Consider the following 15791-nt stretch of genomic DNA (forward strand, 5'->3'; position numbering starts at 1 on the left):
GGACGGCATGCGCGTCCTACGCGAGAGGCAGGCAAGCGTGAGCGAGCGCATCCTGATCACCGGAGCGGACGGCTTCGTCGGGCGGGCGCTGGTCCGCGCTCTCCGGCCCTGCCTCAGAGATCAGGATCGGCTCTTCGGCGCGCAACGCAGGGCGGACGGCTCGCTGGACGAGGGCCTTCAGGCCGTCGAGTTCGACCTCGTAGATGCGGGCCGCATCCGTCAGGCGATCCGCGAGGTGCGACCGACCTGCGTGGTCCATCTCGCCGCGATCACCGCGGTTCAGGACGCTTTTCTCGACCGGGACCAGGCCTGGGCGGTCAATTGCGGCGGGACCCGCGCACTCGGCGAGGCGATGCTCGGCGAGGTGCCCGATGCGCGCCTCGTCTTCGTGAGCACCTCGGAAGTGTATGGGGGGACCTTCAAGCTGCGCGCGAGCGGCCTCGACGAGGCAGCCCTGCTCGACCCAGCCAATCCCTACGCCGCCTCGAAGGCGGCAGCGGATCTCCTCGTCGGTCAGATGGTGCGGGACGGGCTCCGCGCCGTCAGGTTCCGCCCCTTCAACCACACCGGTCCCGGTCAGACGGAACGCTTCGTCGTGCCGGCCTTCGCGGCTCAGATCGCGCGAATCGAAGCGGGCCTGCAACCGCCCACGATCCGCGTGGGCAATCTCGACGCCTGCCGCGACTTCCTCGACGTGCGGGACGTGGTGGACGCCTATCGGCGCGCCGTTCTGCGGCACGATCTGCCGTCCGGCATCATCTTCAATCTCGCCTCGGGCGTGCCGCGACGGATCGGAGACGTCCTGACGGACCTGCTGGCCCGCGCGCAACGTCCCATCGCGGTCGAGCGCGATCCACAGCGCCTGCGCCCGAGCGATACCCCGGTCGCCTACGGGCACGCGGAGAGAGCGGCGGAACTCCTGGCATGGAGCCCGGCGATTCCGTGGTCGCAGACCCTCGACGACGTGCTCGACGATTGGCGCCGCCGGATCGCAGGCGGAGAGCTCGCATGATGGGGGCGACGTCCCGGCTCATCCTCCGATCGCCCCGCATGCTAAGCGCCGGCCCTGCCCGTCGCGATGATCGATCGCGCTGAGAGCCCGCGTTCTCCCGGCCCTGCCGGACTTCGATACATGATCCAAGGTTGGTAGCGTCTATGCCGAAGCGTTTCCTGATCGATATCACGACGAGCCGGCACTACATCGGTAAGCACGCCGTCGGGATCGTTCGAACCGAGCGGGAGATTGCCAAGGAATATCTCGCGAGCGAGAAGCGGACGGAGTTCTTCTATTACGACCATCTGAACGCGGAATTCCGCAGCATCGGTCGCGAGAAGGCCTGCGAGATCCTCTACCAGGACCCGAAACAGGTCCCCAAGCGGATGGATCCGCAGGGCGGGCCTCGCGTCCAGTATGGATCGAAGGTCAATTTGCAGAGTGGGGATGTCGTCGTCAGCGCGGGATTGCTGTGGGACTTCGATTATCTCAGCTTGCTCTACACGGCGAAGAAACGAAAAAACATCTTCGTCGCGCAGGTCATCTACGACATCATCCCGATCATGATGCCGGAATATTGTGTGCCCGGCATGGACAAGAAGTTCCCGAAATTCATTCTCGATGCCGCGTGGACGGCCGACATCCTGTTCTGCATCTCGGATTCAACCCTGCGCGACGTCGAATCCTACCTCGCGCGCCTGGAAACCCGGCAGCCCGCTCTCGCACGCATGGAACTCGGTGCCGACGTGCATCCGAGTTCCCCGCGCCCCGCCGAGAGTTGGCGCTCGCTCGCATCGGGCCGCTTCGTCCTCTACGTGAGCACGATCGAGCCGCGGAAGAACCACCAGATGCTCTTCAACATCTGGCGAGAGCTGCATGAACGCGCACCGGGCGAGGTGCTGCCGCTCGTCTTCGTCGGGCGGCCCGGCTGGAACGTCGAGAACCTCCTGAGCTGCATCGAGGGCTGTCACCGCCTCTTTCCCGACCGGATCCGGATCCTGGAGGACGTCTCCGACGAGGATCTGAGCTGGCTCTACGCGAACGCGCGCTTCACCGTTTATCCCTCGCTCTACGAGGGCTGGGGATTGCCGATCGCCGAGAGCTTGGCGGCGGGCACGCCCTGCCTCGCCTCCAGCAGCGCTTCGATGCCCGAAGTCGCCGGCGACATGGCCGAGCTCCTGGACCCGCTCGACTATGCCGCTTGGCGGGACGCAATCCATCGCTACACGATCGACGACGACCTCGTGCAGGCGAGGCGGGCGCGGATCGCCTCGACCTACGAGCCGCGCAAATGGGAGCAGGTCATCCCGCTGTTTCGTCGGAAGCTCGACGCCGTCCTGGCCGAACGCGGCTTCTGACGGGCAAATCCGAGGCGCTCGCCGGTGGCGAGCCACGTCCGGCGACCGCAGCTGAGATGAGGCGGCACGCCGCTGAATGGGATCCTTCGATGCGGTATCTCTCGCTCGCCACCTATCCGATCTCCGTTCCCCGGCACGGCGGCCAGATCCGGGTCAACGCGCTGCACCGCGTGCTGCGCGAGCGGGGATGGATCACGGAACACATTGCTGTCTACGAGGCGGCTGCCCAGCCTGAAGAGCCCGACAGCGAATTCCTGTTCCCGGTGAGCGCAGGTTTCCAACGTGAGCTGACACGGCGGGAGGGGCGGGTCGATGTCGATGCTTCCGACGTCCTCCTGCAGGATCCGGAGGCGTGGCAGAGGTTCTGCCGGGTCGTGGACGAGTTCCACCCCAACATCATCGCCTGCGAGCAGGCCTGGCTCTGGCCCGCGTTGCGCGAGTATCTGCGTCAGCGGCCCGGCATCGACGTGCGGATCCTCTACTCCTCGCACAACGTGGAAGGCCATCTGATCGAGAGCGTGACCGCGGGCCATTCGGCCGAGGGCCGCGCTCGGCTCGCCTCACGCGCGAGAGAGATCGAGGACGATCTCGCCTCGCGTGCCGATGCCATCATCGTCGTGAGCAAGCATGATCACGATCATTTCGCGCCTGTCGGCAAGCCCATCCTCGTCGCGCCGAATGGCGTCTGGCCCCTCGTCCCGCCTCCCGCGGAGGATCATTGGCGCCGCACCCTGTCGCTTTTCTCCACGATGGTGTTCGTCGGATCAGGGCATCCGCCGAACGCGGTCGGCTTCGCCGAGATGCTCGGTCCCCGGATGAGCTATCTCGCGCCCGACGAGCGCATCATCGTGGTCGGCAGTGTCGCGGGCCTGCTCGATCGCACGCCCGGCTATGCCGATTGGTACGGGTTGAACGCAGCCCGGCTGATCGTCGCGGGCGTCCAGGACGAGGCGGGCCTCAGCACGTTGTTCGACCTGGCGGGCGGCGTCGTCCTGCCGATCACGCTCGGAGGCGGCACGAACCTGAAGACGGCGGAGGCCCTCTACAATCGCAAGCGCATCGTCGCCACGACGACCGCGATGCGCGGCTACGAGGACTTCATCGGCTTTCCAGGGCTGACGATCCACGACGAGCCGGACGCCTTTAAGCAGGCGGTCCGGGCCTGCCTCTCGGAGCGCGCCGCGCCGCTCACCTACACGCTCGAGCAGATGGAGCTTCTGGACGGGCTTCTGTGGTCCTCGACCCTGAGGCGGGTCGGCCCCTTCCTCTCGCTTCTCCTCGCGGGCAGGCGCCCGGCCGTTCCGCGTGCCAGCAAGCCGGGTTCGGAGACAGGGCCGGATTCGCGACATTCGCTCACCCCCCATCTCTTCTCCGGCTGGTACGGGGCCGAGCCGAACGGCGTCTGGAGCAAGGAGACGGTGGCGATCCTGAGGATCGAGACCGAGCCGGGCCAGCCGATGCCGATGCGCGTGCGGTGCCTCGTGACCGGCATGGCCTCGAAGGGCAGACCGCAGGCCATCGACGTCTTCTGTCCCTCCGGGCACAAGGCCAACCTGACCTACCGTTACAAGGCGCGTGCGATCCCGGTCGCTTTCGAGGTGACCGAGGACGACATCGACCCGAGCGGCGTTCTGGAGATCTATTTCCAGGTGAACCGCCTCGTCTCGCCGCGGGACCTCGGCAGGAGCGCCGACGATCGAAAGCTCGGCCTCTGCCTGGTCTCGATGACGATCGATCGAGCGGTGGGGACGAGCGATGGCACGCCTCCGCCACGAGGCAAGGGCGTCATCCGAATGCCTCACCTGAATGCGGCGAGGCGGATCCAGCACGGTTCCGCCGCCTTCGTTCGGGCCATCGGGAAGCGGATGCGGCCGAAGGGCTGACGGGCCTCGGGCGCCGCGATCCCGCCGGAACCCTCGGTAAGGCAAACGAAATTCCCCGCTTTTCCAGTCTTGTGCCTCGGTCGCACGAGGCTAGGCAAGATATAGCCGATGCTTCGACGTACCTCGAAGCGACTAATCCCATATCGGCCCTGAAGAGCACCGGAATCTCGCTTCGGTTTGTCGACGTGCAAGCCGATAAGAGCCTCGACTGGAATTGCCGTTGGCGGTCCTGCTCTTCGCGCCTCGATCTGCCGAGGCCTGTCGATCGCGGCCCGTTGCGGATCAGGGAGGCTGCTCCATGGCACATGTCGTCGATGGCAATCTTGCGGACTGGACGATCGCGGAGCGGCTCGATACCGCCCGGACAGGTGCTGCGAATTACGCGCTCTACGCAACGCGAGAGGGCGACCAGTACCTCTTCGCCCTTCAATCACCGGTGGCCATCGCCGCCTTCACGACGTTCTGGCTGAACACCGATCGCAACGAGAGCACGGGTGCGCAGCCTTTTACCGGGGCTGGCACGGGCGCGGAATTCTACGTCGATTTCGCGACGGACGGACTGCCCTACCTTTTCAGCGGGACGGAGGTCGGGACGAATCTGTCGGTGACGCCGCTGGCCCATGTGTTCAACGCGGACAAGACCATCGTCGAATTTGCCGTCCCGATCGGCTTGTTGAACGGCATCACGAGCGGATTCGACCTGAAGGTCGATGTCAACAACGCGACGTTTCTGCCGAACGATTACAACCTCTACAAATATAGTGTCGCGCCAAATTTCATCTACACCTTGTACGGGAATTCCACGCACGACGTTCACAGCATCGGCGGGCAGGTCTACTCGCTCTACGCCGGCCTTCTCGGACGCGCACCCGATGATCTCGGGCTGGAGTTCTGGGCCGACCAACTGGAGCACGGCGCTTCGGTGCGCGACCTCGGTCAGCAACTGCTCTTCTCGGCCGAAGGCCAGGCACGCGCCGGTGCGCTCGACAATGCGGCCTTCGTGGAGCAACTGTACCAGAGCACGTTGCATCGGTCTGCGGATAGCGGCGGCCTCGCCTTCTGGACCGGACAGTTGAACCAGGGCGCCGCGCGCGTCGATGTCGCCAGTGGGTTCGTGTTTTCGGACGAGCATCTGAGCAGCCTGCAGAGCGTCTTCGACGCGGGGCTGTTCGTCCCCGACAGGCAGGCGGCGGACGTGGCCCGCCTCTACTACACGATGCTCAACCGGGCTCCGGACGCTGGAGGCCTGGAGTTCTGGACCCAGCAACTCGATCAGGGCGGGAATCTCAGCGTGCTCGCGCAAGGCTTCCTCGCGAGCGCCGAGAGCCAAGCCAAGTACGGGTCCCTCTCGAACTCGGCCTATGTCGAGGCGCTCTACATGAGCGCCCTCGGTCGGCCGGCGGAGGCGGAGGGTTTGCAGTTCTGGACCGCCCGCCTCGACAGCGGCGTCTCCCGGGCCGATCTCGCCGTTCAGTTGACGGACAGCGCCGAAGCACACAGCGCGCACGTCGCCCAGATCGAGCAGGGCTGGTTCCTGTCCTGAGGGTGATGAAACCGGAATACGCCGCGAGGCGGCCTCTCACAGATTCCGATGCGCGGTGGTTCCATCCTCCGCTGCGGGTCGGTGCTCACGGCGGTTCGGTGAGCAAGGCCGCCACGATCACCGGTTCGAGATCGCGTCTTTTCCGTCCTTCAGCGAGTTGACCGCTCCAATACGCGAGGCCGCCCGCATCGATGCAGCGGTGCCCCTTCGAGAAATAGATATGATGCAGCCATTCCTCGTCGGTGAGGCTGTAGATTTCGCTCGAGAGGCGAAATTCGAGTTCGAAAAGCCAGAGATCCCGAATCCACGCGCGGCTTACGATCAGCCCGGCTTCCCTGGCATTGGTCGTCACCGTCCAAGGCGTGTACCCGCAGAGATGGTAGTCTCCGGGATAGGCCTGCGTTCCATAGGCCATCTGCACGAGGTATTGCTGGCGCTCCTCGTTCTGCCAGTCGGGGTGTTTGGCAAGTTTCGCCAGATCGTGAAAGCTGGGGACGCGAACGCTCAACACGCCGCTCGGCGAGAGAAGGCGCCCCCATTCGATCAATGTGGAGACCTGCCGGGTCCTCGGTATGTGCTCCAGAACGTCCTGCGCGACGATCTCGACGAAATGCCGGTTGGGAAGCATCGGCAGATCGGTGATGTCCGCGATCATGTCGGGATTGTGCCAATCGCCGCTGTCGACGTTCAGCCATCCCTCGCGGATGTCGTGCCCGCATCCGACGTTGAGGCGGTCCGGGATCGGATCTGGCGGCACGGCCCTCGCGCTCACTGTCGCCGCGACCTCGCTCATGATTCCACTCCGCCGCTTAGGATGGCGAGTGCGTCTACCAGAAGTCGCAAATGAGCGCCATTTCTCGCGGGAGGCGTGACTGGCCGGTCTCAGGTTGCAAAAGCAGGCTGATTGGCGACGATTCGGGTGCGGGTATTGATCAGGCGCACGATCACCCGGTCGTCTCGACCCGCCAGACCGACGTACCGGCCGGATACCCGGCACGACCACACATCTTCGCGGCAGCCGCGCGTCGTCACGCCCGTACTCGGCGGGGACAGGTTCAGTTTCCGGCGGGCGAGAGAGGCGTTCGCCAGGGCCGCGAGCGGCAGAGGCACCTCTCCCGGAAGGGCGGGACGGAGCGGCAATGGGCGCGTGCTGGACTTTGTGCGATCGCCCGTCATCATGACCCGCTCCGCCGTTATGGATCTGCGCAGCGTGCGCCGGTTCGAGCCGGCAGTTCGGCCAATGTCCGGAACCGGACGAAGGTCCCGCAGACCTGCCCGGCCTATAGGGTCGACGTCCATCCGGTCGGTTTGCGGCGTGGCGAGATTGGGCAGGGGTCGAGATGCGCTACGGTGAGATGAAGAAGGTTCTGGTCACCGGCGGTGCCGGCTTCCTCGGTTCTCACCTTTGCGAACGGCTCCTCGCACAGGGTCACGAAGTCCTCTGCGTCGATAATCTTTTCACGGGATCGAGGCGCAACATTGCACATCTTCTCGGGGATAGCCGCTTCGAGTTCCTTCGCCACGACGTGACCTTCCCACTCTATGTGGAGGTCGATGAAATCTACAATTTGGCCTGCCCGGCTTCGCCCGTCCACTATCAATTCGACCCCGTTCAGACGACCAAGACGAGTGTCATCGGCGCGATCAACATGCTCGGCCTCGCCAAACGTCTCAAGGCCAAGGTGCTCCAGGCATCGACCAGCGAGGTCTACGGGGATCCCGAAATCCATCCCCAGCCGGAGGAGTATTGGGGGCGCGTCAATCCGATCGGTTTCCGTTCGTGCTATGACGAAGGCAAGCGTTGCGCGGAAACGCTGTTCTTCGATTATCGGCGGCAGCACGACATGCCGGTGAAGGTGGTGCGCATCTTCAATACCTATGGCCCGCGAATGCATCCGAATGACGGGCGCGTGGTGTCGAACCTGATCGTGCAGGCGCTGCACGGCGATCCGATCTCGATCTACGGCGATGGATCGCAGACCCGGTCGTTCTGCTACGCCGATGATCTGATCGACGCGATGATCAGGATGATGGATACCGGGCCGGATATCGTCGGACCGATCAACATCGGCAACCCCGGAGAGTTCACGATCCTCGAACTCGCCAAGCTCGTCATCGAGATGACGGGCTCGAAGTCCCCGTTGGTCTTCAAGGATCTTCCGCCCGACGACCCGAAGCAGCGCCGCCCCGACATCACGAAGGCGCGCGAGATTCTCGGCTGGGCGCCGAAGATTGCGTTGAGGGACGGACTCGCGAAGACGATCGACTATTTCGACGCCTTTCTGACCGAGCAGCGGAAGACGATCGCGGGCGGGGCCTGACCGGGCCGCTGTGCCACCCCCACGCCCGTTCGCGACGCGTCGATCCGGAGCGGATCGGTGCGGATCGTACTTGGCTTGACACGGGGCCGACCGGGGGGCAGGCCCCGCGGCGAGGAAGAGGGTGCGCGAGCGCCGCGGAACGAGTCTGCCGATGCGTGTGATCGACACCGAGATCCCAGCCGTCAAGCGGCTGCTGCCCCAGCGCTTCGGGGACGCCCGCGGCTGGTTCTCGGAGACCTACCGCGCCGACCGCCTCAGCCAGCACGGCCTCGACATCGCCTTCGTCCAGGACAACCAGTCCTTCTCCGCCCCGCAGGGCACCGTGCGCGGCCTGCACTTCCAGATCCCGCCCGCCCCCCAGGCCAAGCTCGTGCGCGTGCTCGCCGGCGCCATCCTCGACGTCGCCGTCGACCTGCGCCGCGCCTCGCCCACCTACGGCCGCCACGTCGCGGTCCGCCTCGACGCCGAGACCGGCGAGCAGCTCCTCATCCCGCACGGCTTCGCCCACGGCTTCTGCACCCTCACCCCCGACGCCATGGTCGCCTACAAGGTCGACGCCTATTACAGCCCGGAACACGACCGGGCGCTCCTCTGGAACGATCCCGACCTGGCCATCGCCTGGCCCGTCACGCCGCAGACCGCCATCCTCTCCGACAAGGATCGCGCCGCGCCCCGGCTCGCCGACCTGCCGCCCCTGTTCGACTGACCGCCCGCTGCCCCACCGGCGACACGATCCTCGGCCATCCGGTCGCGCCTCGGCTTTCGAAACGCGATCCCGTGATCCCGAGCAGACCCGATCCTGAGCGAGACTGACCCCATGCGCATCCTGGTGACCGGCGGCTGCGGCTTCATCGGCTCCGCCCTCGTCCTCCACCTCGTCGAGGATCTCGGCCACGAGGTGCTCACCCTCGACGCGCTCACCTACGCCGCCAATCCCGTCTCGCTTGCTCCCCTCGCCGGCGACCCGCGCCACCGCCTCGTCGAGGCCGACATCTGCGAGGCCGCGGCGGTGGCGGCGGCCTTCTCCGCCTTCGCGCCCCAGGCCGTGATGCATCTGGCCGCCGAGAGCCATGTCGACCGCTCGATCTCCGAGCCCGGCGCCTTCATCCGCACCAACGTCACCGGCACCCAGGTCCTGCTCGACGCCGCCCGGCGCCACTACGAGGGGCTGGCCGGGGCCGAGCGCGCGGCCTTCCGCTTCCTGCACGTCTCGACCGACGAGGTCTACGGCTCGCTGCCGCCGGGCGGCTTCTTCACGGAAGACAGCCGCTACGACCCGCGCTCGCCCTACTCGGCCTCGAAGGCGGCCTCCGACCATCTGGCCCGGGCCTGGCACGAGACCTACGGCCTGCCGGTGCTGGTGACGAACTGCTCGAACAATTACGGGCCGCGCCACTTCCCCGAGAAGCTGATCCCGCTGATGATCCTGAATGCGCTCGAGGGCAAGCCGCTGCCGGTCTACGGCGACGGGCTGAACGAGCGCGACTGGATCCACGTGGAGGACCATGCCCGGGGCCTCGTGGCGGTGCTGGAGCGGGGCCGGGTCGGCGAGACCTACCTGCTCGGGGGGCGGGCGGTGCGCAACAACCTCGCGGTGGTGCGGGCGCTGTGCGCGGCCTTCGACCGGCTGCGGCCGGAGGCCGGCCCGCACGAACAGCTGATCACCTTCGTGGCGGATCGGCCGGGGCACGACCGGCGCTACGCGATCGACCCGGGCAAGGCGGAGGCCGAGCTCGGCTGGGCGCCGACGAAGCGGTTCGAGGCGGCGCTGGAGGAGACGATCCGCTGGTATCTCGAGAACGAGGCGTGGTGGCGGCCGATCCGGGAGGGCCGCTACCGGGGCGAGCGGCTGGGGCTGGCGCCCAACCGGGCGAGCTGAGGGCGGCATGGAGATCCTGATCCTCGGTGGCGCGGGCCAGGTCGGCACGGAGCTGCAGGCGCTCGACTGGGGCGGGGCGGGCGTGCGGCTGCACGTGCCGGGCCGGCTTGATCTCGACATCACGGACGAGGCGGCGCTCGGCCGCCTGTTCGGCGCGCGTGCCTATGCGGCGGTGGTGAACGCGGCCGCCTACACGGCGGTGGACCGGGCCGAGAGCGAGGCGGCGGCGGCTTGGCGGCTCAACGCGCTGGCGCCGGCCTATCTCGCGGCGGCGACGAAGGCGGCCGGCATCCCGCTGGTGCAGGTCTCGACCGACTACGTGTTCGACGGGAGCAAGCCGGGCGCCTACGAGCCCGAGGACGCGATCAACCCCCAGAGCGTCTACGGCGCCTCGAAGGCGGCGGGCGAGCTCGCCGTGCGCACGGGCAACCCGCGCCACGCGATCGTGCGCACGGCCTGGGTGGTGAGCCCGCACCGGGCCAACTTCGTCAAGACGATGCTGCGGCTGGCCGGCGAGCGCGAGCGCCTGAGCGTGGTGGACGACCAGCACGGCTGCCCGACCTCGGCCGCGGATCTCGCCGCGGCCCTGCGCACGATCACCCTGCGGCTGATCGCGGACGCGCAAGCGCCGACCGGGACCGTGCATTGCGTGAACGCGGGCGCGACGACGTGGTGCGGCTTCGCCCAAGCGATCGTGGCGGGGGCGGCCCGGCGGGGCGGGCGCGCGGTGCCGGTCGAGGGCATCGCGAGCTCGGCCTACCCGACGCCGGCCAAGCGCCCGGCGAACTCGCAGCTCTCGACCGCGCGCCTGACGGCGGCCTACGGCATCCGGCCGCGGCCGTGGGAGCAGGCGCTCGAGGAGATCCTCGACCGGCTCGTGGGGCCGGTCGCGGCGGAGACGACACGATGAAGGGCGTCAGATCATGAAGGGCATCGTTCTGGCCGGCGGCTCGGGCACGCGCCTGCACCCGGCGACGCTGTCGATCAACAAGCAGCTTCTGCCGGTCTACGACAAGCCGATGATCTACTACCCGGTCTCGGTGCTGATGCTGGCGGGCATCCGCGAGATCCTGATCATCTCCTCGCCCGAGCACGTGGACAATTATCGGCGGCTGTTCGGCACCGGCGAGCAGTTCGGGGTGAGCTTCTCCTACGCGGTGCAGCCGCGGCCGGAGGGGCTGGCCCAGGCCTTCCTGATCGGACGAGAGTTCGTCGGCGGGGACGACGTGGCCCTGATCCTGGGCGACAACCTGTTCTTCGGGGCGGGCATGAGCGAGTTGTTGGCGAGCGCGGCAGCGCGGCGCGAGGGGGCGACGGTGTTCGCCTACCATGTCGACAACCCGCAGGCCTACGGGGTGGTCAGCCTGGACGCGTCGGGGCGGCCGACCCGGATCGTGGAGAAGCCGCAGGAGCCGGACTCGACCTGGGCCGTGACGGGTCTGTACTTCTACGACAATCAGGTTCTCGACATCGCGGCCGCGGTTCGGCCGTCTTCGCGGGGGGAGCTTGAGATCACGAGCGTGAACGAGGCGTATCTGGAGCGCGGTCAGCTGCACGTGGAGCGGATGAGCCGGGGCTATGCCTGGCTGGACACGGGCACGCATGACAGCCTTCTGGAGGCGTCGGAGTTCGTGCGGACGATCCAGCACCGGCAGGGCCTGCAGGTGGCGTGCCTGGAGGAGATCGCGTATCTGCAGGGCTTCATCGGTCGCGAGCAGCTGGTGGCCCGCGGCGAGCTGTTCTCGAAGACCAACTACGGACAAAACCTGCTTCGATTGGCGCGAGAGCACTGAGCCTGCCGGGTCCGGAGCGCCGCGCCGGTGTCGTTCCCGAGCCACAGCTCGGTACGATCGAAACCGTTCGGCAAACGAATGGTTAACCCTGTCGGCTCTATGTCCTAACCGGAGGCATCCGGAACAGTCGCCAAAAGATGCTGACACGCGCTCGCCTGATTCGATCCTGCTGTCTGGCTCTCGCTCTCGTCGCGATGAGCCCGGCCGGCGCACAGGATGGCGACAGGAGCCGAGGAGGCGCGGTCGCGATCGCGGCGGACGTGTCCGGTGCGCCAGGCGGCTCCACCAAGCTCACCCTGACCCTGTCGAAGCCCGTCGAGGCGCGCGCCTTCGTGATGGAGCGGCCGGACCGGGCCGTGATCGATCTCGCCGAGGTCAATTTCCAGCTCGACCCGGAGAGCGGGCGCCGGCGCGAGGGACTGATCCAATCCTTCCGGTACGGCCTCTTCGCCCCGGGCCGCTCGCGCATCGTCATCGATCTGGCGAGCCCGGCCACGGTCGTGCGGGCCGAGACCGTGACGCGCCCCCGCGACGGGGCCGTCCTGTTCACGATCGAATTGCAGCGCACCGATCGGGAAGCGTTCCGCAAGGCGGCGGTGGCGAGCGATCCGGCGCCGTCGCAAGCCAAGAGTGCCGCGCCGACCGACACGGGCGATCTCCGCCCGCTCATCGTGGTCGATGCCGGCCACGGCGGCATCGACCCGGGAGCCATCGCGGCGACCGGGGTCTTCGAGAAGGATATCGTGTTCGGCTTCGCGCAGGCGCTCGGGAAGCGCCTGGAGGCCGCCGGCCGCTATCGCGTCCGAATGTCCCGTGACCGCGACGTCTTCGTGCCGCTCGGCGAACGGGTCCGGATCGCGCGGGAGGCCAAGGCCGACCTGTTCGTCTCGATCCACGCCGATTCGATCTCGGCCGCTCCGCAGGTGCGGGGCGCCACCATCTACACCGGCTCCGAGAGGGCGACGGACGCCGAATCCGCCCGGCTCGCCGATCGCGAGAACAAGGCCGACGCGGCGGCCGGCACCGATTCGAGCGAGGCGCCGGCGGACATTGCCGACATCCTGCAGGAACTCACCCTGCGCGAGACCCGCGGCTTCTCCTCGTCCTTCGCCCGCACCCTGATGGGCCAACTCGGCCCGGTGATGGAGATGAGCCCCAAGCCCCACCGCGAGGCGGGCTTCCGGGTGCTTCGCTCGCCCGACGTGCCGAGCGTGCTGGTCGAACTCGGTTATCTGTCGAGCAAGCGCGACCTCGACCTCCTGCAATCCGAGGAGTGGCGCGAGACGGTGACGGGCTCGATGGCGAAGGCGATCGACCTGTTCTTCACGAACCGCGCGAGCCTGACGCGCCCCGGCCCGAGCGCGCGCAAGGCCGCGTCGATCGCCCCAGTTTCACCATAGATCCGGTGTCGATACGGGGCCCATGAGAGCCCCGCACGCGGCGTCGAGACATCGACATTCGCCAGGGGGCGTGACACCACCGCCATGAGCCTCGGACAGTGCCCGCGAGGCGGGTCGCTGCCCAGGGGCTTGGCGCGGCCCGCCGCGGCGGCAGAGCACTCGACGGACGGGACACCGGATGCGCTTCATCCTTCGATTCTTTGCCTTTCTGTTCAGCGCGGGCGCCGTGGTGTTCGTCCTGCTGGCGGCGGCGGGCGCCTTCTTCTACTGGAAATACAGCCAGGACCTGCCCGATCACGCTGCCCTGGCGAATTATGAGCCGCCGGTGATGACGCGCCTGCACGCGGCCGACGGTTCGCTGCTCGCCGAGTATGCCCGCGAGCGGCGGCTCTATCTTCCGATCCAGGCGATGCCGAAGATCGTCGTGGCGGCCTTCCTCTCGGCCGAGGACAAGAACTTCTACAAGCACGGCGGCATCGATCCGGAGGGCATCGTTCGCGCGGTGCTGACGAACGCCAAGAGCGGCAAGAAGCAGGGCGCCTCCACGATCACGCAGCAGGTCGCCAAGAACTTCCTGCTGACGAACGAGCAGACGATCGACCGCAAGGTGCGCGAGGCGCTGATCGCGCTGCGGATCGAGGCGGCCTATTCCAAGGACAAGATCCTCGAGCTCTACCTGAACGAGATCTTCCTCGGCACGATCGTGCCGGGCCGCAACCTTCACGGCGTCGCGGCGGCCGCGCTCGATTATTTCGGCAAGTCCGTTCACGAATTGACGATCAACGAGGCCGCCTATCTGGCGGCCCTGCCGAAGGGGCCGAACAACTACCATCCCTATCGGCAGACCCAGAAGGCGCTCGACCGGCGCAACGAGATCATCGGTCTGATGGCGCAGAACGGGTACATCACCCGCGAGGAGGGCGATGCCGCGAAGAAGATGCCGCTCGGCGTCAACCCGCGCGTCGCCTTCCCCAACGCCGCCAATGCCAACTACTTCACGGAGGAGGTCCGCCGCGAGATCTCCGAGCGCTACGGCGAGAAGAAGCTCTACGAGGGCGGTCTCTCGGTGCGCGCCACCCTCGATCCGAAGATGCAGGCCTGGGCCCGCAAGGCCCTGGTCGACGGGCTGATCCGCTACGACCAGCAGCATGGCTGGCGCGGGCCCCAGACCCGGGTCGACCTGACCGGCCGCGACTGGGGCATGGCGGTGGCCGAGGTGCCGGCGCTCGGCGACGTCGCACCCTGGCGGCTCGCGGTGGTGCTCTCGACGGCGGGCGGTTCCGTGCAGGTCGGTCTGCAGCCGCGGCGCGAGGCGTCGGGCGCGGTGACCAAGGAGCGCGAGACCGGCACGATCCCGCCCGAGGGCATGCGCTGGATCGGGCGCGGCGCGGGCGCGCTCTCGGCCGGCGACGTGGTCTACGTCGAGGCCATGGAGGGCGGGCGCGGCCAGTTCCGCCTGCGCCAGAAGCCGGAACTCTCCGGCGCCATCGTGGCGATGGACCCCTATACGGGCCGCGTCCACGCGATGGTCGGCGGCTTCTCCTTCGACGAGAGCGAGTTCAACCGGGCGACGCAGGCGCAGCGCCAGCCGGGTTCGTCCTTCAAGCCGATCGTCTACTCGGCCGCGCTCGACAACGGCTACACGCCGTCCTCGATCGTGCAGGACTCGCCCATCACCATCGAGGCGGGGCCGGGCCAGGAGGCGTGGACGCCCTCGAACTACGACGGCAAGTCGGGCGGCCCGCATACGCTGCGCTACGGGATAGAGCATTCGAAGAACCTGATGACGGTGCGACTGGCGAAGGATGTCGGCATGCCGCTCATCGCGGAGTATGCCCGCCGCTTCGGCGTCTATGACGACATGCTCCCCGTCCTGCCGATGTCGCTCGGTGCCGGCGAGACGACGGTGATGCGCATGGTCACCGCCTACTCGATGCTCGCCAATGGCGGCCGCCGCATACGCCCGACGCTGATCGACCGGATCCAGGACCGTACCGGCGAGACGATCTACCGGCACGACAACCGCAAGTGCGTCGGCTGCGACGCGGAGAAATGGTCAGGCCAGGACGAGCCGAAGCTCGTGGACGATTCCGAGCAGGTGCTCGATCCGCTCACCGCCTACCAGATGGTCTCGATCATGGAGGGCGTGGTTCAGCGCGGCACGGCCACGATCCTGAAGCAGATCGGCAAGCCGCTCGCCGGCAAGACCGGCACGACGAACGACGCCAAGGACGCGTGGTTCGTGGGCTTCTCGCCGGATCTCGCGGTCGGGATCTATCTCGGGTTCGACAAGCCGCGCTCGCTGGGCGACCGGGCGACCGGCGGCGGCCTCGCCGCGCCGATCGCCCTCGATTTCCTGAAGAACGCGCTCAAGGACAAGCCGCCGACGCCGTTCCGCGTGCCGCCGGGCATCAAGCTGATCCGCGTCAGCGCCTCCTCCGGCATGCGCGCCGGCTCGGGCGAGGGCGCTGGTACGATCCTCGAGGCCTTCAAGCCCGGCACCGCGCCGCCGGACGCCTACGTCGCCCAGCCCGCCGCACCGCCGCCGGGCGCCGTCCCGCCCGACGCGGACCGGGCCGCACAGGCCGGTGGGCTGTACTGAGGGCAGGATTCGGGAGGC

At 67.6% G+C, this 15791-nt stretch carries 13 protein-coding genes; 11 read left to right on the forward strand and 2 right to left on the reverse strand.

Annotation, left to right across the window (positions count from 1 at the left end):
* The first annotated feature begins 37 nt into the window (after positions 1-37).
* From J2X36_RS14040 to J2X36_RS14055, 4 genes are all read left to right on the forward strand, one after another.
* On the forward strand, positions 38-1012 hold the full coding sequence (locus J2X36_RS14040) for a GDP-mannose 4,6-dehydratase (protein ID WP_310350644.1): 975 nt from the start codon (positions 38-40) through the stop codon (positions 1010-1012).
* Positions 1013-1155: 143 nt separating this feature from the next.
* Positions 1156-2352, forward strand: a complete 1197-nt coding sequence (locus J2X36_RS14045; protein ID WP_310350646.1) for a glycosyltransferase family 1 protein — start codon at positions 1156-1158, stop codon at positions 2350-2352.
* Positions 2353-2441: 89 nt separating this feature from the next.
* The gene (locus J2X36_RS14050) at positions 2442-4235 is read left to right on the forward strand and encodes a glycosyltransferase (protein WP_310350649.1); all 1794 of its coding nucleotides are present in this window, start codon (positions 2442-2444) and stop codon (positions 4233-4235) included.
* A gap of 220 nt (positions 4236-4455) precedes the next feature.
* A complete protein-coding gene (locus J2X36_RS14055) occupies positions 4456-5778 on the forward strand; it encodes a DUF4214 domain-containing protein (RefSeq protein ID WP_310350652.1) in 1323 nt (440 codons plus the stop codon).
* Between the two features lie 85 nt (positions 5779-5863).
* Here J2X36_RS14055 and J2X36_RS14060 read toward each other — a convergent pair whose 3' ends face one another.
* Entirely contained in the window at positions 5864-6571 is a 708-nt protein-coding gene (locus J2X36_RS14060; protein ID WP_310350655.1) for a hypothetical protein, read from the reverse strand.
* A gap of 89 nt (positions 6572-6660) precedes the next feature.
* Entirely contained in the window at positions 6661-6957 is a 297-nt protein-coding gene (locus J2X36_RS14065) for a hypothetical protein (RefSeq protein WP_310350657.1), read from the reverse strand.
* 161 nt (positions 6958-7118) lie between these two features.
* Between J2X36_RS14065 and J2X36_RS14070 the strand changes: the two genes are divergently transcribed.
* The 7 genes from J2X36_RS14070 (at position 7119) to J2X36_RS14100 (ending at position 15773) form a co-directional block, all read left to right on the forward strand.
* Complete coding sequence (locus J2X36_RS14070) at positions 7119-8099, forward strand: SDR family oxidoreductase (RefSeq protein WP_310350659.1); 981 nt, start codon at positions 7119-7121, stop codon at positions 8097-8099.
* Positions 8100-8250: 151 nt separating this feature from the next.
* Positions 8251-8805 carry a dTDP-4-dehydrorhamnose 3,5-epimerase gene (gene rfbC / locus J2X36_RS14075; protein WP_310350662.1) on the forward strand — a complete coding sequence of 185 codons (555 nt, stop codon included), beginning with the start codon at positions 8251-8253 and terminating at the stop codon, positions 8803-8805.
* Between the two features lie 111 nt (positions 8806-8916).
* A complete protein-coding gene (gene rfbB / locus J2X36_RS14080; RefSeq protein WP_310350664.1) occupies positions 8917-9978 on the forward strand; it encodes a dTDP-glucose 4,6-dehydratase in 1062 nt (353 codons plus the stop codon).
* 7 nt (positions 9979-9985) lie between these two features.
* Entirely contained in the window at positions 9986-10888 is a 903-nt protein-coding gene (rfbD, locus tag J2X36_RS14085; protein WP_310350667.1) for a dTDP-4-dehydrorhamnose reductase, read from the forward strand.
* A gap of 13 nt (positions 10889-10901) precedes the next feature.
* Positions 10902-11771, forward strand: coding sequence for a glucose-1-phosphate thymidylyltransferase RfbA (gene rfbA / locus J2X36_RS14090; protein WP_310350671.1), 870 nt, complete (start codon positions 10902-10904; stop codon positions 11769-11771).
* Positions 11772-11908: 137 nt separating this feature from the next.
* Positions 11909-13171, forward strand: coding sequence for an N-acetylmuramoyl-L-alanine amidase (locus J2X36_RS14095; RefSeq protein ID WP_310350673.1), 1263 nt, complete (start codon positions 11909-11911; stop codon positions 13169-13171).
* Between the two features lie 178 nt (positions 13172-13349).
* Positions 13350-15773 carry a penicillin-binding protein 1A gene (locus tag J2X36_RS14100; protein WP_132249411.1) on the forward strand — a complete coding sequence of 808 codons (2424 nt, stop codon included), beginning with the start codon at positions 13350-13352 and terminating at the stop codon, positions 15771-15773.
* The last annotated feature ends 18 nt before the right edge of the window (positions 15774-15791 follow it).

The sequence above is a fragment of the Methylobacterium sp. BE186 genome (assembly GCF_031457035.1).
In the GTDB taxonomy this organism is placed as follows: Bacteria; Pseudomonadota; Alphaproteobacteria; order Rhizobiales; family Beijerinckiaceae; genus Methylobacterium; species Methylobacterium segetis.